Source organism: Janthinobacterium sp. MP5059B (assembly GCF_001758645.1).
GTDB classification, from domain to species: Bacteria; Pseudomonadota; Gammaproteobacteria; order Burkholderiales; family Burkholderiaceae_D; genus Janthinobacterium; species Janthinobacterium lividum.
Genome location: NZ_LRHX01000006.1, coordinates 640,102 through 664,681, shown reverse-complemented (window position 1 = coordinate 664,681; position 24,580 = coordinate 640,102). Strand labels below are relative to the sequence as shown.

The window sequence follows — 24,580 nt, the reverse complement described above, 5'->3', positions numbered from 1 at the left end:
GTGTGTCGCCGGTTGGCTTGCATGGAAGGAAAACGTCAGCATCAGACTTTCACCTTCGGCAGGATGTTTTTCAGGGTAAGCGAGGCCAGCGCTTCTTTCGCATAGCGCGCCTGCGGCGCGGCTGCCGCCTCGAAGATGGTGGCATAGCGCCCGGCGCTGAAATCCGCCGCCTGCATCGCATGGAACAGCTTTTCCTTGTCGGTCCAGTCGGGCGATTCGGTTTCCACGTTCAGCCGCACGCTGTGGCCCGGATACACGATCCAGGTATGGTCCGGATTGCTCGCATAGACGGCGGCAAGCTTTTCTTCCTCCGCATCGCTGAGCTTGATATTCCCCGATGCATCGGTCTTGCCCTGCGCCACCAGCTTGTCGTCGTCGATGAAATCCATGCCGTCGGGCTGCGCGCCATGGGTGATCTTCCACGGCGTGTGCGCCAGCGCATGGCCTTTCAGCCCCGGCGTGTCGGCCAGGCGCAGCAAGAATTTCAACGGCCGCAACGCCAGTTCGGAACGCGGCAGGCGGGGCAATGGATAACCGAGTCCTGTCGGCCCCAGAAAACTTTTCTTGCCTGCAAACACCGTGATCTTCCCGGGGCACTGGATCGTGATATTGCCGCCCTCGATGGTGATGTTGGCGCCGCCCGCCGTGGACAGGCGGATGCTTTTTGCCGCCGCCCAGTCGATATGCGCGTTGGCGCTGACGACATTGACCTCTTCGCGCGCCTGCACCTTGATCTCGTCGGACTGGGCTTGCACCTCGATGGGCTGGCTGGCCGCCACCAGCTGCATGCCCAGCTCGCCCTCACCCGGCTTGACCACGCCGCCCAGCAGACCGATCGCCTGGCCCGTGTGCAATCGCCACTTGCCGCCGCCGGCGAACTGCGTATCGAGCCCGCTCATCACTGTTACCGTTTCGCCATTCGACAATTGCATATCCTGGCCAGCCACCACGCCCAGGCCCCCCTTGGCCGCCACGGCGATGATGGCGTCGCTGCTGTGCGGCAGCTTGTCGTCGGCCGGCGCGACGGGCTTGCCGGCTGCATCGTTCTTGGCGGCCGCCACGCTGTCGCGGCTCAGCATGCCCGAGGCAGTAGTCAGGAAAGCCGGCAACGGCGCGGCCTTCGCATCGAGCGTACTGCTGCCGGGCGCCGTCGCCCCCAGGTGCGCCGCATAGGCCACGCCCTGGTGCGTGACGGCCGCCGCGCTGAAGGTCTCGCCCAGCTTGGCGGCCTGCTTGAGCAGCGCCATGCCGGGCGCATTGTCGCCGGCCGGGTCGCGCGCGCCGGCGCCATGGTTGAGTACATAACTGGATACCAGCAGGCCTGCGCCCGCCCGCACCGCACCATACGCGTCCGTACGCAGCTCGGCGCCGGCGCCGCGCAGGCTGCCGCGGTAATTGTCGGCCGCGTGGATCAGATGGCCCAGGCTCAGTTCGCTGGCCGCATGGCTGCTTTTCAGCTGCACCCGGCCCTGGCTGTCGGTGTCGTCGAACAGCAGCTGGTTGTAGCCGGCCATGCTGCCCGCCTTGCCGAACTCCTTGCTGCGGATGCCCCATTGCGCGCTGGCATTGCGGTGCGCCGCGCTGGCCCCGGCGGCGCCATGCCACAGCGGGCTATTGCCGCCCGCCAAGTTGCCCTGGGCCGTGACGCCATGGTCGTGGGCTGGCGCGAACAGTTTGTCTGTGTCGGCCTGGGCAGCGGCGGCGCCGCCCGGCGTGGGCGCACCGCCACCCTCGCCCTGGCCGTTGTACAGCGCGCCGACGATGATGGGCCGGTCGATATCGTTTTCCAGGAACTGCACCAGCACTTCCTGGCCGATGCGCGGCAGGAACTGGCTGCCCATGCCGCCGCCGGCCGCGCGCTGCGCGACCCGCACCCAGCAAGTTGCGCCAGTCTCCTGCTGCCAGTGAAAGCGGATGCGCACCCGGCCCAGGCTGTCGCAATATATTTCATCGGCGCCGCTGGCCGCGTCATTGCCATCGGCTCCCACGACGATGGCGCTCTGGCTGCCGAAGGCGGTCGGTTTCGGATGCTGGCGCAATCCGTTCTCACCCAGCACCGGGCGCCACGGCGTAGCGGCGGGAATCGCTTCCAGATGATTGGCGTAGCCGCTGGCCACCGCCTGGGCGATCACCTGCTCGAAATGTTCGATGTGGCGCGGGCCCAGGTTCAGCGTGCCCAGGCTTTCCTGCAGCAGTTCCGGGATCGGCCCGAACAGTTCGGCCAGACCTTGCCTGGCCGGCGCCGGCAGGTTGTTGACGCCCACGCTGCAAACGCGCAGCACCGTATAAGCGGGGGCCGGCGCGTCGCCGCCCGCCGCCTGCAGCGGTCCCTGCGTCAGGCTGAAGCGCGTGCCGGCGCGCAAGGTGCGCACCGTCGAACGGGCAACGCAGCGCTCGCTGCGCGCTTCGATCGATTGCATCCGCAACAGCGCGTAGCGGCTGGCCTGGGCTGAGTCGGCATAGTAATACTGGCCCGGCGTATCGTAGCTTTCCAGCAACGGCACATGTTGGCCGCCCACCGCCGTCCGGGTCGGCACGCTGGCCGTGACCGCCTGCTTGGCCTTGTAGTCATAACTGAGCACGGTCGCCAGCGCCGTGTTCAGCGAACGCGCCGTGGTGAACGCCTGCAGCGTGTCGCCCTGCTCGCCGGCGCGCGCGCCATGAAAGCGGATGCCGCCGCCGGCCGCGCTGGACGCGTCTTCCGGCACCGCGCTGTCGCTGCTGCTGTCGGCAAACAGCACCAGGCAATGGCCGCCGTCCTGTTCCTCGAAGCGCCACGCCAGCCCTTCTTCGGTCAGCAGGCGGCTGACGAAATCGAGGTCCGACTCGCGGTACTGGCAGCAATAGCTGCGCGCAGCGACGCCATCCATGAACGGACGCGTGTCATCGCTCCAGCGCCACCGCGCCGCCGGCGCGTAGGACTGGAACACGGACTCGACGATCTCGATCACGCTCTTGTCTTGCCAGACTCTGCTGTTACGCACCTGGCCCAGCCGCCACAACCAGGGCGTCAGGCGCAGCCGGTAGCGCGCCAGGCCGCCCATGCTGCCCAGCATGGCCGCCTCGCTGACATGACCGCTGAAGCTGGCGCGGCTGCCATCAAACAAGCTCACTTGCAGCGTGGCCAGCTTGCCCAGCATGGGTGCCAGCGCCAGCTGCGCGCTGGTCGACAGCACGATGACATCGCGCGCGCCGGGCGTCTGCAATTGCTCGTCGCAGGCGAACGCTTCCACCAGCAGCGGGGCCGCATCCTGCGCGCTGTCGCCTTCAAACTTGATTTCGTACAAGCGCGTGATGCTGGAGAACGCTCCCAGCGCGGCGCCCACCTGGTCCAGCTGCGCTGCGCTCATTGCGCGCCTTTCGACGCAGCCCTGGCGGCCTTGCATAGCGGCTTGCCGGTACGGCCGGCGCAAGTTCTCTGCCGGCAGCTATCGGCGGCGGCCGGTTTCAACTTGCTGCATTGCTGTAACTGGGCTTGCAGGCTGGACGGCGCTTTTTTGGGCGGCGTGCCAGCCTGGGCATGCGACACCAGCGCGGCCAGGAGGGCTACGTCGCTTTCCTGTTCCGGCGTGGCGGCGGGTTTGGCCTTATCAGCGGGATTGAGCGGTTTGGCTGGCGGTTTTTTCTGCGGCGTGCGCGCCGGCTTGGGCGCACTCTTCTGCGGGCTTTCCAGTGCCTTGCTCAGCACATCCCTGGGACCGGGCACCGGCGCCGGGACGGGAGCTGGCAGGTCGGCGCCCAGCATTTCGCTCAAGCTCTGCCGCGGCGGCGCCGGCTGTTCCTCTTCGCGTATGCTGGCCGCGGCGGTGACGGGAGCGGTGGCCGCGGCCGGGGTTTCCGCTGCTGGCGCCGTGCTGCGCAACACCGGGTCCTCCACCGCCGCCGTCTCGCGTTGCCCCAGCCAGGCGCCGGTGGCCAGCAACAGCAAGGCGCCGGCCAGCATGCCACCCCAGACCGGCCACCGGCTGGCGCGCCTGCCGCCAAGCGGCACGGGCGCAGGCCGCTTGCCGCCTTCGAGATGGTTGAGGATACGGCTACGGTCCGCCTCGGCCTGTTGCGCGGGCGTCAATAAGCTGGGCCGTGTCGATGGCCGCGGGCTGTCGTCATTGCTTGGCAAAATCTTAACTCCTGTCAATATTTGCAATACCTTACGACAATAAAAAAAAGCGTGACGCATGTTAGGAAATCAACAGTGTGCACCCGGCGCACAATTGAAACTAAGCCCCCGTAATTAGCAAGTTAGTAAGATATACTCAGCGGCAATATTAGCGCAAACGCTGGCACAGCGGCATTCAACTGCCCATGCCTGGCGCCTTTTTTGGAACGGGGTGGGCGTGTTTCTACTGGCGGTGGCACTCTATTTTTTACTCGCATGCCTGATCAGCTGGCTCGTGCTGTTTCCATCCGGCCGCGAACTGGTGATGCGGGCGCTGGCGACGGCCGAACGGGGCATCGGGGCGCGGCTCGAGCGGCTGGCCCGGCGCAGGAACGCCGGACTGGACACGCTGCGCCGTGGCGGCGCCAGCACCTTGCTCGGCAGCGCGGCGTTCGTGCGCCGCCATTACCTGCTGTTTCTGGGCGGTGCGGCAGTGATGTGCCTGCCACCGGCGATCGCCTTGCTGGCAGGCAGCAAGAACGTGTTGGGCGGCTACGAGGTCTCGACGCGCGAAATGAATACGCAAGTGTCGGCCCTGCTGCAAGGGGAACAGCTGGTGCCGCCGGTGGATCTGCCGCCGCTGGTGTTTGCCACCGAGGAAGTGCAGCAAGTGCGGCCGATGCTGGTATCGGCCAGCCGCAACTGGACGCTGCTCAATGCCGAATACGCGCAAAGGCTGCTGCTGGTGTTCAAGATCATGAAGGAAAAACATGGCTACGACATGGCCATCCTGGAAGGTTACCGCAGTCCGGAACGGCAAAACATGTTGGCCGGCATGGGCAGCAATGTCACCAATGCGGCCGCGTTCCAGAGCTGGCATCAGTATGGCCTGGCCGCCGATTGCGCCTTTTTGCGCGACGGCAAGCTGGTGATATCAGAGAAAGATCCGTGGGCCATGCGCGGCTATCAGCTGTATGGCGAAGTGGCCGAATCGGTCGGCATGACGTGGGGTGGCCGCTGGAAAATGATGGACTTCGGCCACACCGAACTGCGCGTGCCTGGTGTAATGAAAAAGCAACGATGACTGGAAGGAGCACACATGGCTGGTCCCGTAATCAGATTGGGCGACAAGACATCGCATGGCGGCAGCGTGCTGGAGGCCTCGGCGGTGACGGACAGCGGCGGCATCGGCATCGCGCGCGTAGGCGACAAGGTGTCGTGCCCGCGGCCAGGCCATGGCATCTGTCCCATCGTCAGCGGCGACGCCAGCTGGATCGTCGATGGCAAGCCGGTGGCCCGCCAGGGCGACAAGACCAGTTGTGGCGCGGTGCTGATCGCCAGCCAGCAAGCCACCACGGATCAGCTATGACCTCCGGTCGCCACTGCAAGGGAGCGCACTGATGCGCCCGTGGCTGCGGCGCAGCCTGCTGATACTGGCCGTGTTCGCCTTATGCTGGGGCGGCGCGATCTGGTACTGGCGCACCAGCACGCGCATGCCATCGACGGGCGACCTGGCCGGCAGCATGCTGGCATTGCCGCTGGCGCTGCTCATCAGCTGGTGGCTGGGCAAGAAACTGGTAACGAGGCTGGCCGCGCCGGCTGCGGTGCCGGCGCTGGTTGACGCCGCCGACGGCGACGCCGGGGCGCCCGGCAATGACCCTGCGCCGCGCGCGCCGCTGCACCTGGCCGCCGCCGCACTGCGCATGCCGGGCGGCGCCTCGGCGCCGGAACTGGCGGCCGCGCTGCTGGACAAGCAGCAGCGTCCCGAACTCGATCCGGAACTGACCGACGCGCAAGGCTACCCGGTGATGAGCGCCCGCGTGGCGGACCTCGATGAACATGGCCAGAAAGCCCTGCTGGACGACTGGCTACAGACCCGTCCGGCCGATACGGCGCCGGGCGCAGCACCGCATTTCGATGCCGAACACTTGCGCGCACTGGCGCTGGGCGCCGAGGTATTGACCGAACTGATGCAGGAAGCGGCGATGCACGCGCAGCTCGACGACTACCAGGCGGCACAACCGGGATCGCGCGCCGCGCTGCCGTTGCCGACCCTGCAACTGCATCTGCTGTTGCCGACCGATTGGAACAAGCCGCAGCGCGACACGGGCGCCGCCTGGCTGCACGGGCAGGCGCAACAGCAAGGCTGGCCTGCCGACAAGCTCAGCGTGCACCTGGCCGGCGACAGCGGGCCGCTGGCGCTGATCGAACAGCTGGCCGCGCAGGCGGCCTTGCAGGAGCTGCCGTGCCTGGCCATCGTGCTGGCCTGCGGTTCACATATCGGCGAGCTGACCGTGCATGACTGGACCTCGCGCGGGCTGCTGTTCAATACCGGCCAGCCGGGCGGGCAGATTCCCGGCGAAGGCGCGGCCGGCCTGCTGCTGGCCGATGCGGCCCAGGCGGCGGCGCTGCAGGCGGACACGCCGGTACTGCTGCACCATGCCAGCATGGCCGTGCGCGGCCAGTCGGCGGATGGCCGCGGCCATGGCGATGCCACCTTGCTGGCCGAGCTGGGCGGCAAGGCGATGTCGGCGGCGTCTGTCGCCCCGGACGCGATCACGCGGCTCTACGCCGATGCCGACCAGCGCTCCAGCCGCATGATCGAACTGATGAACAATGCCGGCACGCTGCTGCCCGATATCGATCTCAGCAACGATGTACTCAGCGTGGCGGCGGCCTGCGGCCAGAGTGGCCATGTAGCCACCCTGGCGGCGCTGGTGCTGGCGCGGCACGAGGCGGGCGAGAATGCCAGCCAGGTGCTATGCCTGAGCAACCTCGACGCCTTCCACCGGGCCGCCGTGGTGGTGGGCCCAAAAGCCCTTGCCCCTGAATCCCTCGCCGCGACATGACCCCTTCCTCCACCATGCCTATCAACCTCTCGCCCCTCATACTATGATGCAACGATTCTGGCATTCCATTACTACCCGTTTCAGCCTGTTCGCCATCGGCTTCTTGGCGCTGGCCGCGCTGCTGGTCAGTTGCGCCGTCATCTTTGAATGGCCGCTGGTATGGATCGTGCCGCCGCTGGCGCTGGTCCTGCTGGTCGCCAGCGCGGTATGGTGGCTGCAGCGCAGGCGCCGCCAGCGCGACGCCGCCAGCTTCGGCGGCATGCTGGAACAGCAGACGGCCGGCGCGGTACCCAAGGCGGGGCCCACGCAGCGCGAGGAAACCGAAGCCATCCGCAAACGCATGCTCGAAGCGATCGGCACCATCAAGACGTCCAAACTGGGCCAGCTGTCGGGCGACGCCGCCCTGTACGAGTTGCCCTGGTATATGGTCATCGGCAATCCGGCGGCCGGCAAGAGCACGGCGATCGCCAATTCCGGCCTGCAGTTTCCTTTTGCCGACAGCAAGATCGTGCAAGGCATCGGCGGCACCCGCAATTGCGACTGGTTCTTCACCACCGACGGCATCCTGCTCGACACGGCTGGCCGTTATTCCGTCAACGACGAAGACCGTGCCGAATGGTTCGGCTTCCTGGCGCTGCTGAAAAAACACCGCAAGCGCGCGCCGATCAACGGCATCATCATCGCCGTCAGCATTGCCGAACTGACCGGCAGCCGGCCCGAATTCGCCATCAACCTGGCCAAGAACCTGCGCCAGCGGGTGCAGGAGCTGACGGAAAAACTGGAAGTGCACGCGCCCGTCTACGTGGTGTTCACCAAGGCCGACCTGATTACCGGTTTTAACGAATTTTTCCAGGACACGGAACGGGGCGAACGCGACCGGGTATGGGGCGCCACCCTGCCCTACAGCCAGACCAGTTCCAGGCAGGACGTGCTGGAGCAGTTCGACCAGCGTTTCGACGAACTGTATGACGGCTTGAAAGAGCTGAGCCTGGCCAGCATGGCGCTGCAGCAGCAGGAACGCATGCCGCCGGGCGTGTTTACCTTCCCGCTCGAGTTCAGCGCGATCAAGGGGTCGCTGCGCGCCTTCATCGCTACCCTGTTCGAGGAAAACCCGTTCCAGTTCAAGCCCGTCATGCGCGGCTTCTATTTCACCAGCGCGCTGCAGGAAGGCATGTCGGTATCGGCCTCGTCGGAACGGGTGGCGCAGCGCTTCGATTTGAAATTGCAGCCGCAGCAACAGAACGCGGTACAGGACCAGCACGGCTATTTCCTGCTCAATCTGTTCCGCAAGGTGATCTTCGCCGACAAGGAACTGGTCGCCCAGTACGCCAGTCCGGCCAAGACCCGCGTGCGCTACGCCACTTTCTTTGCCGCCACCGCGCTGGTGGGCCTGGCGCTGGCCGGCTGGAGCTGGTCTTACATGGCCAACCGCCAGCTCGTGGCCAACGTGCAGGCCGACCTGGATCAGGCGATCAAGGTGCAGGACAAGCGGCTCGACCTGCAATCGCGTTTCGAAGCGCTGGAAATCATGCAGGACCGGATCGAGCAGCTCGATTCCTACCGCAACAGCCGGCCTGTCTCGCTGGGCCTGGGCCTGTACCAGGGGGACCTGCTGGAACGCAAACTGCGCGAAGAGTATTTTTCGGGCGTGCGTGAAGTGATGCTGGCACCGGTGTCGCAATCGCTGGAAGCCTTCCTGGCCGAGGTCAATGCCGGCGCCAGCCGCTTGCAGCCGATGGCCAGCACGCCGCAGTCGGGCGCGGTGTCGGCCAGCGCGGCCGCCACCCTGCCCGCGCCGGCCGGCACCCTGGCGGCACCGGTAGCCGCCACGCCGACGGCGGCCCTGGCCAGCGCCCCGGCCGCCGCGCCGCCAGCCACGGCCGCCGCCGTCAACCTCGGCGCGCAGCAGTTCAAGGATGCCTCGCCGGCGAATGTGGAAGACGCCTATAACGCCCTGAAAACCTATCTGATGCTGAGCGACAAGTCGCGCGCCGAAGCGAGCCACTTGAATGACCAGCTGACCCGCTTCTGGAGAGTCTGGCTCGACAGCAACCGCGGCAGCATGCCGCGCGAACAGATGATACGCAGCGCCGAACGCATGATTTCGTTTTACCTCACCCAGATCAACGACCCGTCCTGGCCGCAGATCGACAGCAAGCTGGCGCTGGTCGACCAGTCGCGCGACAGCCTGCGCCGCGTGGTGCGGGGCATGCCGGCGCGCGAACGCGTGTACGCCGACGTCAAGGCACGCGCCGCCACGCGCTTCGCCTCGATGACGGTGGCGCGCATCGTCGGCGAGCAGGACAAGGAACTGGTGCTGGGCAGCTACGCCATTCCCGGCACCTTCACGCGCGACGCATGGGAACAATTCATCCAGCAAGCGTTCCAGGAGGCGGCCAACCGCGAACTGCAAAGCGCCGACTGGGTGCTGAAAACGGCGTCGAAGGACGACCTGACGCTGGAAGGCAGCCCGGAGCAGATCCAGAAAGCGCTGGTCGAACTGTACAAGACGGACTACGCCAAGGAATGGCAGAAATTCATCCAGGGCGTCAGCATCCGCGAGTTGAACGGCTTCGACAATGCGGCGGCGGCCATGAACCGGCTCGGCGATCCGCAAACCTCGCCGATCAACAAGCTGATCGAAACCGTGTACAAGGAAACCTCGTGGGACAACCCGTCACTGCTGGGCCAGGGCTTGCAGCGCGCCCAGCGCGGCGTGATGGGCTGGTTCAAGGAAACCATCCTGCGCCAGAAACCCTCCGGCATCAACGTCAACATCGGCAGCGGCGCGCCCGCCGCCGGCGCCTTGCCGATGGGGCCGGTGGGCCGCGAATTCTCCGGCGTGGCCCGCCTGGTGGTTACCAAGGACAAGGACGCTTCGCTGATGCGCGGCTACATGGAAGCGCTATCGAAGCTGCGCGCCCGCTTCAACCAGATCAAGAACCAGGGCGATACGGGTCCCGGCGCCAAGCAGTTCATGCAGCAGACGCTGGACGGCACCGGCTCGGAACTGGCCGATGCGCTCAAATACGTGGATGAACAGATGCTGACCGGCATGACCGATGCGCAAAAGCAGGCGATCCGGCCGCTGCTGGTGCGTCCGCTGATGCAGACGTTCGCCGTCATCATCAAGCCGACCGAAACGGAAATCAACAAGGTCTGGCTGGCGCAGGTGCTCGAACCGTTCCAGAAAACCCTGGCGCCCAAGTATCCGTTCGCGCCCGCCTCGGGTAGCGAGGCCAGCAATGCCGACATCGGCCAGGTATTCGGACCGGAAGGCAGCATCGCCAAGTTCTTCAATACCACCATCGGCCCGCTGGTGGTGCGCCGCGGCGATTCACTCAGCGCCAAGACCTGGGCCAACATGGGCATCGGCCTGGCGCCGTCGGTGGTCGCCAGCTTCCCCGGCTGGATCGCTCCGCTCAGCGCCAACGGCGTGGCCACGGCGGCCGGCGCCGGCGAAGCGCAAACCCGTTTCGACCTGCAGGCGCTGGCTGCCACCGGCGCCACCGAGTACACGATCGAGATCGATGGCCAGGCGCTGCGCTGGCGCGGCCAGCCGCAGCCGTGGATCCATATGGTCTGGCCGAATCCGCAAGGCACGCCAGGCGCACGCATCAGCGCCATCACGCCGGAGGGCCGCACGGTCGTGTTGCTCAACGAGCCCGGCCATTTCGGCCTGAAGAAAATGATCGATTCGGCCAAGCGCAAGCGCAAGGATGGCGGCGTATTCGAATTGAGCTGGGAAAACAGCGGCGTGAGCGTGGCGGCCAACCTGAAGATCGTCGCCACGCCGGCGCCGCCCGCGGCACCGGCCACCGCCTCGGGCGCCGCGGGCTTCCGCGGCCTGAAGCTGCCGGAAGTCGTGGCCCAGAGCGTACCGGCCGTGAATGCGCCTGGCGCCGCCCCCACCGCCACCGGCAATGCGGCCAGCGCCGCCGTCGCGCCATGAGCCGCACCACCGCCACCCCGATCGGCTATTTCGGCAAGCTGCCCAGCCGCGGCGACTTCGTCAAGGCCAGCGACAACCCGGCCCTGTTGAAGATCCTCGACGACTGGCTGGCGCAGGCGATGGACCTGCTCAGCGCCGACGCGCGCTGGAAGCTGACCTACGATGCGTTGCCGCCCATGCATTTCGCCTTCATCGGCCCGCGCAGGGGACGCGCCATCGCCGGCCATATCGCCGCCAGCAGCGATGCGTCGTCGCGCCGTTTCCCCTTCCTGATGATGAGCACCATGGAAGTGGACCAGCCGGCCGCGTTTGTCGCCAACAGTCCGCTGGTGCTGTCGCGCCTGTGGAACCGTTGCGAGGCGCTCAGCAACGACATGCGCGGCCCCGATGCGGGCAACGCGCTGCACGCGGCCAGCCATGCCAGCATCGACCTCGACCTGCGTGCCGCCGCCTATGAAGCCACCTTCAACGATTTCCTCGACATGCAGACCGTGGGCGAACTCGACGCGCTGCTGGCGCCCACCGGGTTCACAGGGACGGTGCGGCAGGTGCTGCTGGCACTGGGCCTGCTGCTGCAGCCGGTAATGGCCAGCAGTTCCAGCCGGCTGGAGAAAAGTCTCGAATTGCCGCTGCCGGCCGACCCGCTGTACCGCAACATGGTGGCGGCTTTCTGGATGCACCTGATCACGCCGTTCCTGGCGCGTGCCGACTTCGAGCTGGCGCTGTTCATCACGCGGCTGCGCGGCCGGCAGACGCTGGTGCTGGGATTTTCCGGCGCGTCGGCGCAGACCCTGCATGTACTGATGAACCCGCAAGCGGCACTGGAACACCATATCGCGTTCGACGACCTGGAGTGGGTCGAGGAACACGTCGGCAACGACTACGCGATCAAGAAAGTGTCGACCTATCTGGCGCAAGCCAACCTCTCGCTCAAATCGGCGCACGATTCCCTGCGCGCCGCCTTTATCGGAACCTGACCATGCGCGTATCCCGGATCGTTCTCTTCCTCGGCATGGCGCTGGCCGCCATGTCCGCTTCAGCGCAAGCGCCCATCTCGGTACCCACGGCCGCCACGCCGCAACCAGGCCAGGTGCTGGCCGCTGGCACCGTGCCTGACGAAGCGAGCAAGGCCGCCGTGCTGGCGCGCCTGCGCGAACTGTACGGCGCCGACAAGGTGGTCGACCAGATCGCCGTCGGCCAGGTGGTGCTGCCTGCCAACTGGAACGCCTATGTGCAAAAGCTGCTGTCGCCCAACCTCAAGCAGATCAGCCGCGGCCAGCTGAAAATCGACGGCAGCGTCGTCAGCGTGCGCGGCGAAGTGGCCAACGAGGCGCAGCGGCAAAAAATCGCCAGCGACATCGCCACCAGCCTCAATCCCACCTACAGCGTCAACAATGGCCTGCGCGTGTCGGCCAGCGAGCAAGGCGTGCTCGACACCACCCTGGCCAACCGCACCATCGAGTTTGAAAGCGGCAAAGCCACCTTGACGCCATCGGGCCGCGCCATCCTCGATGAAATGGCGGCAGCCATGCAAAAGCTGGCCGGCCGCAAGGTCGAAATCATCGGCCATACCGATAACCAGGGCTTGCGCGCCAGTAACCAGAGCCTGAGCCAGGCGCGGGCCGAGGCCGTCAAATTCTACCTGGCATCGAAAGGCATCCACGGCGACCTGCTGACGGCGTCGGGCCAGGGCTCCGACCGGCCGATCGCCAGCAATGACACGGCGGACGGGCGCGCCCGCAACCGGCGCATTGAATTTCGCATGGCGCAATAATCATCCATCAGGGGACCACATGTTTTCAGCCGAACAATTATTACTTCCAATTAGCAATGAACAACCGGCAGGCGTGGACCTGGCGTTTTCGCCCGAACTCGACGCCATTACCCTGGCGCGCAAGTTCGACGATCCCACGCTCGACCAGGGCGAATGGGTCGCCGACCTGAAAGAGGCCGACTGGGACTTCGTCGTGCGCAGCTGCGCCGGCTTGCTCGCCGGCAGCAGCAAGGATCTGCGCCTGGCCGTCTGGCTGACGGAAGCGGGAACCAAGCGCCACCACTTGCGCGGCATGGCCGAAGGCTTGCTGGTACTGGCGGGGCTGTGCGAAAAATTCTGGGACCGGGGCCTGTTCCCGGAAGCCGAAGATGGCGACCAGGAGCAGCGCATTGGCAACCTCAGCTGGATACTCTCGCGCATTCCTGCGCTGCTGCGCGAGGTGCCCGTCACGGGCGGCCCGGGCGGCGCCTTTTCCACCATCGATTTCGAGACGGCGCGGCGCCAGGCCGCCCCGGGTGATTCCGCCAGACAGCATGAGGGCGTCAAGTTGTCCGATATGGAAGCGGCGCGGCGCAACAACTCGGCCGCCTTCTGCGCCAGCTTCGCCGTCGACGCGCAAGATTGCCTGGAAGCGCTGCGCAAGCTTGAAAGAGCCGTCGACGCCCGGCTGGGCAACGACAGTCCGGCCTTCTCCACGGCGCGCGAAGCCGTCGAAGCGATGCTGCGCGTGATGCCCGCCAGTGCCGGCGCGGCGCCTGCCGTGCCTGCCGCAGCGGCGGGCGGCACGGCCATTGCAGAAAGCGCGATGGCGCCGGCCCTGCCTGCAGTCCCGGCCGGCCCGCCCGGCGCCATCGCCACGCGCGCGCAGGCGATCGAGCAACTGCGCGCCGTGGCGCAATTCTTCCGCCGCAGCGAGCCGCACAGCCCCGTCTCCTATTTTGCCGACAAGGCCGCCAATGCGGCCGACCAGGATTTGCACAGCTGGCTGCGCACGGTGGTCAAGGATCCCCATTCGCTCGCGCATATCGAAGAACTGCTGGGCGTGCAACCGCCCGGCAATGGCTAAGCGGATGCCCCCTCCCCCTTGGCGGCGCATCTGCCGTCGCCGAGGGTGTTGTGCCTGGCGCGGTCTTATTTCGCTTTTTCCCGCTCTTCCTCGCGCCAGCGCTTTTCCAGCTGCGCCTTCCACTCGGCCTCTGCCTTCGCATATTTCAAGATGACCTTTTTTTCGGCCTGATAGTAAAGCCGGGCTTCCTGGCTGGCTTGCTGCATGGCGTTTTTCGCGGTCTTGACTGCGCGGTCCAATTTCTTTTCCGCCTCCACCCCGGCATCATGCACTTCGTGACCGGCGCGGGTGGCGCCATCAACGATCATCCGGCTCGTTTCCCTGTACGTTGCCACCGCCTGCCGCTCCAGCCGTTTTTCGGCCTCGGCCACCGCCTTCGCGGTCGCGGCAACCTTTCTGCGCGCCGCCCGGTAAGTGCTGACCGTATAGCCATACAGCTTCTGGAAGTAGATCACGGCCGCGTCGCCTGCTGCTTTGACGGCCTTCAAAGATTCATTGGCGATATTCGACATGTTCGAATAATCATCGCTTTGCACGAAAACGTTGCGGAAGCGGCCATAGCCGCCGGTCAGCCATACCGGTTCGTGCTTGCCCAGGATGCGAAAGCCGGCGCGCGAATCGTGCACATAATCTTCAAACAGCGTGACGCAGCCGGCCGGCGGCTGCGCGCCTTCCGTCATGATTTTCAAAAACCGCTCTTCCTAGTCGCTTAACGGGTCTTTGCCGTCTTCGACAAACAGCATGCCAGCCGGGCTGACGCGATTCAAGACACTCTTGGCACGTTCATTGAGCCACCCTGCCACGGTTGCGTTGGCCTTCTTTCGTTCGCGCCAGGAGCGCAAATATATCCCCAGATCGGTGTCGGCCTCCAGCAAGTCTTTCTGGCCCGGCTTATCCGACTCCTTGAAAAAGCGCTTGCTCTTCAATTGCGTTTTTCCCTGCGCGTGCAACATGCCGCGCCAGCGCAGATATTGTTTTGTATGCGCCTCGGTAAAGGTCTTCACGTCTGCGCCCTTGATGCCGTTATGGGTCAGCCAGTTGTTATAGGAGGCGATCAGTCTTGGGTCGGTGGCAAAGGAAAGCAATAGCAAACTGTGCCTGGCCTCTTTCATCTCATTCAGGGTGCGCAAGGGCACACCGGCTTTCAGGGCGGCGAAATGCATGTCGATCAAGGGAATCTGCGACAGATGCGGCGAAGGCCCCCAGCCCGGCATGGAACGGCCCTGCTCGCCAGGGTAATATCCCCCACCTACGTCAGAATGCATGCCGGGGTAACCAACATTGCCCCGTCCCGTTGCCGATTCCAACGGAAAACTGGCGCGCTGTTCATGCAAAGCGATGAAATGCGTGCACTCTTCAACTACGGGATGAATGCTCTGGGTTCCATTTCCCCAGACCATATGCCCGAAGGTCACCGGCGTTACGTCACCGACGCCAACGGCGGCGACGGTATCAAAAATTCCCAGGAAGCCTATGCGTATGGGGACGCCTGCCAGCTCAAATGCGCCGGTTTCCCGTTCGAACACCTGATGCAGCCAGTGCGCGCTGGCGCGCGCTTCGGCCGCGCCACGAGAAAAACCGAAGATGGATACGTTGATTTGCTTGAGCTTGCGCTGATGATTTTTGACGACACGCGCCAGTTTTTCTTCAAGCGACGTCAGCATTGTCCAACGCTGCACGCCTTCCAACCCAAGCAGCATTTGCGAACTCATCAAATTAACCAGCAGCCTTTGCTCGTCCCGACCTAGCATAGGTGTACCTGTCAAATAACGGTGCACTGCATTGAGCAATGAAGTGATACCCCAATTGATACGATCGGCACCCATGTAACCGAAGCCACCACCCGCATTATCAGTTAATGCCTCGACCGTATCGCCAATCTCCTTGAACGGCGTACCAACACCTGGCATATATGCACGAAAGAATCCATTTTTTTCTTCATCAAGATGTGCATCCCAAAGCCGGGCAACATTGCTGTGCTTGTTTCTTTGCCTTTGTGTCAAGTTCTTGGGATTGACTAGCGGATCTTTCTGCTTCCAATCATGATTATTTCCACTGCCATCATAAAACAGTCCGATATAAATCTGCCCCTGACATTCTGTTTTATGAGGCGACCTGACGCAAGCCATCGCCTTGGCACGCTGTGACGATTCTTTGGGAGTGAGCCTGCGTCGCCCATCGAGAGGAGCTTTTCTTCCTGTATAAACAATAGACATTTTTACAAAACCTCTGAATTATTTATAATTTCTATTCCCATATTATTTCTAGTGGAACGCCAGGCTCCAGTTCCGCCTCCTTGCCAGAAAGTGGATATTTTCGATGTCCCAACGAGTATTTAGTTACAAAAACCTTTAAGCTGCCATCGTGAAGAAAATGAACGACAAACCTGCCGGCATCGGACGAATTGTAACGAGGTACAGAGACAGTCTTTTCCACTCGAATCGGCTTACCATTTTTTAATATTTGCATAGATATCGTCGCTTTCATGCCGGGCTTCCATACTGAAGGAATTGAAAGACAGCAAGTTTCCCCGCCCCCCCCTTCGCCAGGAGCCAGGTAGCCAGCCTCTACTGAAGTTCCATCTGCCAGTGTCACAATATAACTTCCGACGCCGCTCTCAGTATGGTTATATGCCGTCAAACTCACGCTAGTTTTCATTGATTCCTTGCTACAAGCAATATTTGAAAATGCCATAAAAATACATAAAAATACATTGAGTAAATTTTTCGGCATTAGTTTTTTTATCATGTGATCTCCTGAAATTCGCCGGCCAAATAAATCTTGTGATTCAAATTACATGAAATCAATTTCAAGAATCATTATCCCTTTGGCTCATACGACTCCCACAACGGTGGCCCCGCTTCCCAAACGGTTTTCGGCAAGGCTTGCAGCGCGTCGTAAAAAGCATCGAGCGATGCGGGTGGGTTTTTCATGAATGCAATAAACAAGGGCTGTTCCATGGCCTTGCCGGAGGTATATAGCGCCAGCAAGACGTACTGCGTTTGCCGGTCGAGGTCATCGATCCCGGCATCGAGCGCCCTCTGCTGGTATTTCGCGACAAAGGCGTTCAGCACGCGCGGCGGCGTGTCATTGGTTTCATCGGTGATCACGCGCCGCAAATGGCTGACCAGGTTGGCGGTGTCGGCCGGTTTCAGCTTGGCGTGCTTCTCCGTGCTTGACGCTTGCGGCCCGGCTTTTACCGTTGTCTGCGCCACGACGTTGCCGCAAGCAAACGCCAAGGCCAAGGCCAAACTCAGGCACAGCGCCGGCAGCCGGTCAAGCTTCAACTTGTATGCCCCATAAAGGTGGGCCGGCTTCCCATATGTCGTCGGACAAGGCTTGCATGGCTTCATAAAAACTTTCGATAGAGGTGGGTGGGTCTTGCATCAGGGCGATGAAATCGGGATGTTCAATGCCGGCGCCGGACGTATACAGGGCCAGCAACAGGTATTGCGTCTGGCGGTCCAGGTCGTCGATGCCGGCGGCCAGCGCGCGCTGCTGGTAGCGGGCAACGAACTCGTACAGCAGCCGGGGCGGGGTATCGCTGGTTTCGTCCGTGATCACCCGCCGCAAATGACTGATCAGCGTATCGGCGTCGCCGGCATCGACCAGCATGCCGTATTGCGCATCGTCAAGGTGGATGAGCGGCGAGTCCATGAGCGCAGCGTCCGGTGCAGCACCGGCAGTATCGACCTCCAGCAGGACGGCAACGTCGCCAAAACGGTTGATGTACTGCAAGCTCAACAGCCCAGCCACGAACTGCTCGCGCTGCAGCGGCTCCAGGCAGGCCAGCCAGACCGGCAGGATGCGCGTGTCATACCAGCGCAGCATCATCTGCTGCTCGTCGCTCAGGCCGACGGCGTGAAACTGGCGCAAATGCCGCGCCAGTTCAGGCAAGGGCCATGGACTTTCCATCCAGCTCAGGCAAGGCGCGCCATAACCGAGCTTTTCGGCCCAGTCGCAGACTTTTTCCAGCATGGCCGGCGCAAGGCCGGACAGCCGTATCAGCAGGGGCGCGATCTCGGGCAGGCTCGCTTCGTGGGTTTCCTCGAACAGCGACGCATAAGGCACTTTCCAGCGCTGCAGCGTCAGGTGGCTGTCTTCGGCTTGCGCACTGTCGAGCAGCAGATAAGGCAGGCGTTGCCGCTCAAGACTGGCTCGGACCCAGTGGTGCAATGTCGAAACGCTGCCGGGCGTCACCGCAGCACTCCCGCTGCGCCCTGTTGCATGGCGCTCAAAATGCAGCTTTTACACGTGCTCGATGGCAGCGGCGGCATCACATACGGTGCGCGCGTGGGGCCGACAAAACTCTTCTTGCCTGCAAACACGGTGATCTTGCCAGGACACTGGATGGTGATGTTCCCGCTCTCGATGGTGATGTTGGCCCCGCCCGCCGTCGACAGGCGGATGCTTTTGGCCGCCGCCCAGTCGACATGCGCGTTGGCGCTGATGACGCTGACCTCGTCGCGCGCCTGGAGCCGCAAGGTATCGCCTTGCGCCTGCGTGTCGATGATGCCCTGGGCGGCGATCAGTTGCACCCCGGCATCCCCCTCCCCGGCCTTGACGGCGCCGGCCAACATGCCGATGGCCTGGCCCGTGTGCAGGCGCCACTGGCCGCCGCTGCTCCATTGCGTGTCCTGCCCGCTCATCAGGACGACGCTCTCGCCATTGGCCAGTTGCAGGTCTTGCCCGGCGATCAGGCCCAGGTCAGCCTTGGCGGCAATCGCGATCAGCGAGTCCTTGGTGTGCGGCAATTGTTCGTGCATGCCCGCCACGCTGGCCTGCACGGCTTTCAGGGGCGCCGCCTGCTCGTCGAGTTCGCTGGCATTCGGTGCGGTGACGCCCACATGGCTGGCGTAGGCGACCGTTTCGTGCGTTTTGGCGGCAGCGCTGAAGGTGTCGCCCAGCATCACGGCCTGCTTCAATAGCGCGATGCCGCCGGCATTGTCACCGGCCGGATCGCGTTGCGACGCGTCGTGCCCGAGCAGATAGCTGGTCACCAGCAAGCCCGCCCTGGCGCGCACCGCGCCATACGCATCGGTGCGCAACTCGGCGCCGGCGCCGCGCAGGCTGCCGCGGTAATTGTCGGCACCGTGGATCAGATGCCCCAGGCTCAGTTCGCTGGCCGCATGGCTGCTTTTCAGCTGCACCCGACCCTGGCTGTCGGTGTCGTCGAACAGCAGCTGGTTGTAACCGGCCATGCCGCCCGCCTTGCCGAACTCCTTGCTGCGGATGCCCCATTGCGCGCTGGCATTCCGATGCGCCGCGCTGGCCCCTGCGGCGCCATGCCACAGCGGACTGTTGCCGCCCGCCAGATTACCCTGGCCCGCTACCGCATGATCGTGTGCCGGCTGGAACACGCCGGCGTCGCCTGGCTCGCCCCCGACGCCGCCCGGGGTCGGTTTGGTGCCGCCCTCGCCCTGCCCGTTGTACAGCGCGCCGATGATGACGGGCCGGTCGATATCGTTTTCCAGGAATTGCACCAGTACTTCCTGGCCGATGCGCGGCAGGAACTGGCTGCCCATGCCGCCGCCGGCCGCGCTGCGCCACGCGCACCCAGCAAGTCGCGCCAGTCTCCTGTTGCCAGTGAAAGCGGATGCGCACCCGGCCCAGCCTGTCGCAGTAAATTTCATCGGCGCCGCCGGCCGCGTCATTGCCATCGGCGCCGACCACGATGGCGCTCTGACTGCCCAGGGCAGTCGGCGTGGCGTGCTGGCGCGCATCGTTGCTGTCATGCACCGGACGCCACGGGGTGCTTGCGGTGATCATCTCGATGCAGTTGGCGTAACCGCTGGTTTGCGCCTGGGCGATCGCGGCAGCGACATCGGGAAATCCTGCGCCCCACTCCGCCACGGTTTCTTCCAGCAATTCCGGTATCGGGCCGAACAGTTCCGCCAATCCCTGCAGGGCCGGCGCCGGCAGGTTGTTGACGCCGATGCTGGCCACGCGCAGCACGACATATTCGGACGCGGCACCATCGGCCTGCGGTAACGGTCCCTGCGTCAGGGTAAAGCGCGTGCCGGCGCGCAGGGTGCGCACGGTCGAACGCGCCTGCCACAGCTGGGCGCGCGCTTCATGGGCTTGCATCTGCAACTGCGCGTAACGCTGCGCCAGAGCGCCGTTCGCATACCAGTACTGGCCCGGTGTGTCGTAGCTTTCCAGCACCGGCGCGTTCTTGCCGCCAAGCGCGATGTTGGCCGGCACGCTGGCGGCCACGGCCTTTTTCGCCTTGTAGTCATAGCTGAGCACGCTGCTCAGGCCCACCTGCAGACTGCGCCGCGCGCTCAAGGCTTGCACGCTGTCGCCCGGCTCGCCGACGCGCGCGCCATGAAAGCGCAGTCCGCCCGCCTGTGCGCTGCTGGCGTCCTCGGGCGTGGCGCAGGGCTGGCTGCTATCGGCGAACAGGACCAGTGTGTGCGCCTCGAAGCGCCAGGCGATGCCCTCTTCCGTCAGCAGGCGGCGGATAAAATCGAAATCGGATTCGCGGTACTGGCAGCAATAGCTGCGTTCGCCCAGTTCCTGCATGAAAGATGCGACCTCGTCGCTCCAGCGCCACAGCGCATATGGCGCATACGCCTGCAATACCTCGTCGACGATGGCCGTCACGCTCCGATCTTGCCAGACGCGGCTGTTACGCACCTGCGTCAGCAGAAACAACCAAGGCGTGATGCGCAACCGGTAGCGCGCCAGTCCGCCATTGCCGCCCAGCATGGCCGCTTCGCTGACATAGCCGGAAAACTGCGTGCGCGTGCCATCCGCCAGGCTGATATGCAGGCTGGCCGGCTGGCCCAGCAGGGACGCCAGCGCAACATGGGCGCTGGTGGACAAGGCGATGATGTCGCGCGCGCCGACCTCCTGCAGCCGTTCGTCGGCGGCAAAGGCTTCGACCAGCAAGCCGCTGTCCGCGTCCTCGCCGAAGGTCAACTCGTACAGCCGCGTGGCGCTCGTGAAAGCGGCCAGTGCGTCAGCAATCTTGTCGGTCGAGGTGGATGACATGCGATTCCCGTCAGTCGTTTACCACGATTTGCATATTTTGCAATTATTGTAGCGAGGAATGTATATCGCAGGAGCGCGATTGAAACCATTGCATGTACGCCCTTGCCGCTCAGGCGGGCATTACCACGACGCCAGCGCACTGTCCACCGGTGGTGCCGAGCGCCAGCGCCGGTTTTTCACTGGCCAGTTCTACCGCCAGCGCAAGATGGACCAAATCGGCTGCAGCGCCGAAACTGCCTGCCGATTCCATGGGGCTCATCCGCTGTTCCAGCGGGTCGAGACCGGCCAGCAGCTGCAACATGGCGGCAACCACGGCCATGCTTGCCTGCGGGCGGTGATCGGCATCGCTGACAACATGGGCGATATCGGCGGCGTCCATGCCCGACGCCATGAGCGCGGCGGACATCACGCCATGCACGGCGGCGTGCGTCGCGGCACCCTGCACGGTGCTGACCGGTCCCAGTATTGCGGCATGCGCCCAACCCTGCTCCGGCGCCCTGTCCGGGTTCCACAGCACGATGCCGCCCGCGCCTTCGGCAGGAATGAAGCCCTGCGGCGCACTGGCGGCAAACACCTGTCCCAGCGCCAAGGCAGGCGCCAGTTCCTCGGGGTCCAGCAAGCTGTCGGCGCCGACGATGATCGCGCAAACGGCAGGCTGGCGAATGCCGTGCTGCAGGGCCGACAGCACGGTGAAAAGACAGGCTTCGCCGGCCGCCATCGGCTGCAAGACATAGGGCATGTCACGCCAGGCCGAATGCTGCCATGCCCGTGCAAAGACTGCGCCCTGCGCCGCGTCGCCGGATATCGCATCGGGCGCCAGCCAATACACGCTCACCGGGCCATCGATGCGGCGAACCAGGCTGCCCTGCTGCGCATGCAGGTCGTCAAGGATGGCGGCGAGCAGGGTCATCACGCGCGGGACACGCAGGCGCGTACCAGCGGCATGCCCCATCGCACCGAGGTCAAGGGGATCGACGATACCGGCATGGGCCGGGTAGCCGGACGGGTGCAGGATGGCCTTGTCAGGCTTGAAGACTTGCTTGCGCGCCTTGCTGCCTTCGGCCGTTTCGGTCACGGCGCCATGGGGCGTCAGCGCGCTCCAGGCACCGATATGCAGGCGCACCAGGGGAATCGGCGGCGCCGGCGGTTCCTGCGGCAGCTCCTGCGCCGGCGCCGGGATCGCCGTGCTGGCAGGCAAAGACGGCACGGGTCCTGGGGTTGCCAGAAATTGCAGGCCTGTCCAGCCCAGAAAGGCCAGCAGCACGGGCGGTGCGCAGAGCATCAGTATCGCGCGCCCACCTGACAAATCCAGGCGCGATGGCGCCACGCTTGCCAGCAGAGCAATCCAGGCAATGCCGACAATTGCCAACACAAGTATCCACAAGATTATCCTGAACACCAGCCGGCGGCGCGGACGGTGTACGGGCGGTGCTTGCGGCAAGGAAATATCGCTCATGCTCCGCCTACCCTATCGTGGCCACGGGCAGGCTGGCGATCAGCGCGCAGCCGCAAGCGCTTTTATGCCCATGCAGCGCCACCTTGCGTCCGCCGATACTGAATACGGCACTGCCCTCGATGATCGGATTGCTGCCATGGCCCGGCAATGGACACGCGACCATGTCGCCCACCCTGGCGATGCCGATGCCGCGGATCGTATGCACGGGAGAGGCGCTTGCCACGACGCCGCCGTGGGTCGTCTTGTCGCCGAGCCGGATGATTGCGAGCGCCATGTCAGAATCCCAGCTGATTGCGCCGGAAGGCACTCCAGCCATCTTCAATCGCTTTTACCTGCGTATCGACGCCGTCGCTGATGGCCTTGGCCGCCTTGCTGGCGCCGCCCTGCACCTTGCGTGCGGCCTCGGTGGCCATGTCCCGGGCCTGGCTGGCGCCGCTCTGCACCTTGCGCCCGGCTTCGGTGGCCATGTCCTTGGCCTGGTTGACGCCGCTTTGCACCTTGCGCCCGGCCTCCGCCGCCAGCTCCTGGGTTGCGTCCGCCACCTCGCCGGCCTTTTTCTGCACGGCCGTCGCGGCATCGGTGATTTCTTTCTTGACGACGTTGACCGAGGTAATGACCATCTGCTGGCCGCGCTTCACGGCAGCGATGACGACCTGCTTGCCGCTCTGATACACCTCCACCGTATAGGTGACGCCAGCACGCACGGTATCGACGACAAATTTTTCACCCACCTTGTACGTATGCGTGGCCACCCGCTTGCCGCCTTCCCAGGTTTCCACCACCACGCCCTCGGCCCGGTGATACACCTTGATCACGCCCTTCTTGATGGCAGTGACGGTATCGTCCAGCCAGTCCAAGCCTTGCGCCAGCACATTGCGCGATGATTCTGTCATGCCGCGCGGACGGAAATAACTGAACGGTTCCACGCCGCCCATGAAGCCGGCCTTGGAATCATGCACCGCGGATTTGATGAAATTGAGTACGGGATCGGATGCCGTCGCTTGCCAGGCATCGAGCCGCCACTTTTCCGGGCGCACGATCATGCTGTACTTCATGCCGATGACCTGCAGCGTTGCTGCCGATACCGTGGGCAGAATATGCGACACGGCAAATTCTTTTGCTTTGGCGGCATCCAGCAACAACTCGGCTTCACGCGCAATGCCGGGATGACCTTTTTTGCTGCCACCTGCGCTCTCGGCTTCAATCAGGTCCGGCGTCTTGATTTTTCGCTTGGTCATGGTGCCCCATGTGGAATACAGGGCTTTCATGTGTGCCGTAACAGCTTGCTCGACGGTGGCGGGAGCACCAATTGCTGCCATGTATTGCTTATAAGACGCTTCGACTTCAGGCTTGAGTTCAAAATGATCTTCAAATAATTTTATTCCATGCTTAGGAATATCGTCATAGTCAACCAGACGAACGCCGCTTTTGAAAGCCTCGCGCATCATGTCGCGCATGGGAAGACGCGCATAGTTATTCAAGATATTCTGGTTTTTCGGTTCGTACCCTCCCCCCACATCGGAATGTGCACCCGGGTAGACAGTTTCGGTCCAACCAGACCTGAGTACACCGTTCTTTCGGATCAGATCGACGGGAAATGAAAAGCGCAATTCATGGGCCGCTACATAATGCACGCAACGCTCGATCGCATGCGGCACCACCAGGTTCTTTTCCTTAAAGGGTGTATCGACGTTCAGCGATGGCAAGCCAAACGAAGCGACCGTATCGAACAACCCCATAAAGTGCAGGCGTATGGGCACCCCTTTGTAACGCAGTACGCCATCTTTTCCAGTAGTGCACTCTTTCATCATATCGTTGCTGAATGCCCGGGCAAGCGCTGCACCGCGCGAAAAACCGAAAATAGAGAGATTGATTATGTTAATCAATCCATGCGCCTCGATCGCGGCAGCGAGGCCGTTGATATTCTCCGGCTTTCCTTTTTTTGCGTAAGCTGTTAACGGAATATTCAGTTTCTTGGCATTTTTTATGAGGACGGCACGTAAACTATCATCAACGCTAGTTTGTCCGAACTCGGTTCGACGTGTTCCGCCAGCACCGAGACCGCCTCCAGCGGCGCCTGTATCCTGCAATTTCATCAACTTCCTATCTATCCAATCCGTCGCTTCATTGTTGAAGCGCGTTCCCACCCCGGAAACATAAATGGCGTAATTTGAGCCACCGATGGGAGCGATAAACTGTGCCGATCGCCACATTCGCGCAGGGTTGGCCCAACTAGCAGTCTTAGCATCCTCATCCCTATTATTGCCAGTTCCATCAAAGAATATACTGATATTCAAGATATCAGAACAAATTTGTTCCGCATTAGGCTTACCGACGCGCGCATCACGATTGCAGGCGCGGGCCGCAACCAGCTTGTCGACCTCGGCCATG

The 24,580-nt window shown here is 63.6% G+C and carries 17 protein-coding genes and 1 pseudogene; 7 read left to right on the top strand and 11 right to left on the bottom strand.

The genetic code is table 11. From position 1 onward, the window contains the following. Positions 1-41: 41 nt before the first annotated feature. Both JAB1_RS07660 and JAB1_RS07655 read right to left on the bottom strand, forming a co-directional pair. Positions 42-3,350, bottom strand: a complete 3,309-nt coding sequence (locus JAB1_RS07660) for a type VI secretion system Vgr family protein (protein ID WP_083299606.1) — start codon at positions 3,348-3,350, stop codon at positions 42-44. Then, positions 3,347-4,117 (bottom strand): hypothetical protein, encoded by a 771-nt coding sequence (locus tag JAB1_RS07655; protein WP_139144467.1) that lies wholly within the window; start codon positions 4,115-4,117, stop codon positions 3,347-3,349. The genes JAB1_RS07660 and JAB1_RS07655 overlap by 4 nt, the downstream gene beginning before the upstream one ends. Before the next feature lie 217 nt (positions 4,118-4,334). Here JAB1_RS07655 and JAB1_RS07650 point away from each other — a divergent pair, with 217 nt between their 5' ends. Genes JAB1_RS07650 through tssA form a run of 7 tightly spaced genes read left to right on the top strand, consistent with a single transcriptional unit; the run spans position 4,335 to position 13,737 of the window. Further along, entirely contained in the window at positions 4,335-5,180 is an 846-nt protein-coding gene (locus tag JAB1_RS07650) for a M15 family metallopeptidase (protein WP_034788266.1), read from the top strand. A 15-nt stretch (positions 5,181-5,195) separates the two neighbouring features. After that, entirely contained in the window at positions 5,196-5,465 is a 270-nt protein-coding gene (locus JAB1_RS07645; protein ID WP_034788054.1) for a PAAR domain-containing protein, read from the top strand. Positions 5,466-5,496: 31 nt separating this feature from the next. Further along, positions 5,497-6,945 (top strand): hypothetical protein, encoded by a 1,449-nt coding sequence (locus JAB1_RS07640; RefSeq protein ID WP_070279358.1) that lies wholly within the window; start codon positions 5,497-5,499, stop codon positions 6,943-6,945. Positions 6,946-6,991: 46 nt separating this feature from the next. Continuing rightward, positions 6,992-10,897, top strand: a complete 3,906-nt coding sequence (tssM, locus tag JAB1_RS07635) for a type VI secretion system membrane subunit TssM (RefSeq protein ID WP_083299672.1) — start codon at positions 6,992-6,994, stop codon at positions 10,895-10,897. Beyond that, on the top strand, positions 10,894-11,874 hold the full coding sequence (tagF, locus tag JAB1_RS07630; protein WP_070279356.1) for a type VI secretion system-associated protein TagF: 981 nt from the start codon (positions 10,894-10,896) through the stop codon (positions 11,872-11,874). The genes tssM and tagF overlap by 4 nt, the downstream gene beginning before the upstream one ends. Before the next feature lie 2 nt (positions 11,875-11,876). Continuing rightward, positions 11,877-12,671 carry an OmpA family protein gene (locus JAB1_RS07625; protein ID WP_070279355.1) on the top strand — a complete coding sequence of 265 codons (795 nt, stop codon included), beginning with the start codon at positions 11,877-11,879 and terminating at the stop codon, positions 12,669-12,671. Positions 12,672-12,690: 19 nt separating this feature from the next. Beyond that, on the top strand, positions 12,691-13,737 hold the full coding sequence (tssA, locus tag JAB1_RS07620) for a type VI secretion system protein TssA (RefSeq protein WP_070279354.1): 1,047 nt from the start codon (positions 12,691-12,693) through the stop codon (positions 13,735-13,737). 65 nt (positions 13,738-13,802) lie between these two features. Here the strand turns inward: tssA and JAB1_RS07615 are convergent, their stop codons facing one another. From JAB1_RS07615 to JAB1_RS28675, 9 genes and pseudogenes are all read right to left on the bottom strand, one after another. Continuing rightward, a complete protein-coding gene (locus tag JAB1_RS07615; protein ID WP_070279353.1) occupies positions 13,803-14,426 on the bottom strand; it encodes a hypothetical protein in 624 nt (207 codons plus the stop codon). A 12-nt stretch (positions 14,427-14,438) separates the two neighbouring features. Continuing rightward, positions 14,439-15,953 (bottom strand): DUF2235 domain-containing protein, encoded by a 1,515-nt coding sequence (locus JAB1_RS07610; RefSeq protein WP_083299605.1) that lies wholly within the window; start codon positions 15,951-15,953, stop codon positions 14,439-14,441. Positions 15,954-15,984: 31 nt separating this feature from the next. Then, on the bottom strand, positions 15,985-16,485 hold the full coding sequence (locus JAB1_RS28680) for a DUF3304 domain-containing protein (RefSeq protein ID WP_081345622.1): 501 nt from the start codon (positions 16,483-16,485) through the stop codon (positions 15,985-15,987). A gap of 71 nt (positions 16,486-16,556) precedes the next feature. Beyond that, the gene (locus JAB1_RS07605; protein WP_139144466.1) at positions 16,557-16,952 is read right to left on the bottom strand and encodes a hypothetical protein; all 396 of its coding nucleotides are present in this window, start codon (positions 16,950-16,952) and stop codon (positions 16,557-16,559) included. 61 nt (positions 16,953-17,013) lie between these two features. Next, positions 17,014-17,937, bottom strand: coding sequence for a DUF4123 domain-containing protein (locus JAB1_RS07600; protein WP_083299604.1), 924 nt, complete (start codon positions 17,935-17,937; stop codon positions 17,014-17,016). Continuing rightward, positions 17,934-20,733 (bottom strand): annotated as a pseudogene (locus JAB1_RS07595) (type VI secretion system Vgr family protein). Before JAB1_RS07595 ends, JAB1_RS07600 begins: the two are co-directional and overlap by 4 nt. 109 nt (positions 20,734-20,842) lie before the next feature. Then, positions 20,843-22,189 (bottom strand): hypothetical protein, encoded by a 1,347-nt coding sequence (locus JAB1_RS07590; protein ID WP_139144464.1) that lies wholly within the window; start codon positions 22,187-22,189, stop codon positions 20,843-20,845. Between the two features lie 7 nt (positions 22,190-22,196). Beyond that, positions 22,197-22,463 (bottom strand): PAAR domain-containing protein, encoded by a 267-nt coding sequence (locus tag JAB1_RS07585; protein WP_034788038.1) that lies wholly within the window; start codon positions 22,461-22,463, stop codon positions 22,197-22,199. Between the two features lies 1 nt (position 22,464). Next, positions 22,465-24,579: a DUF2235 domain-containing protein gene (locus JAB1_RS28675; RefSeq protein WP_071653311.1), complete on the bottom strand. Its 2,115-nt coding sequence runs from the start codon at positions 24,577-24,579 to the stop codon at positions 22,465-22,467. Position 24,580: the final 1 nt, after the last annotated feature.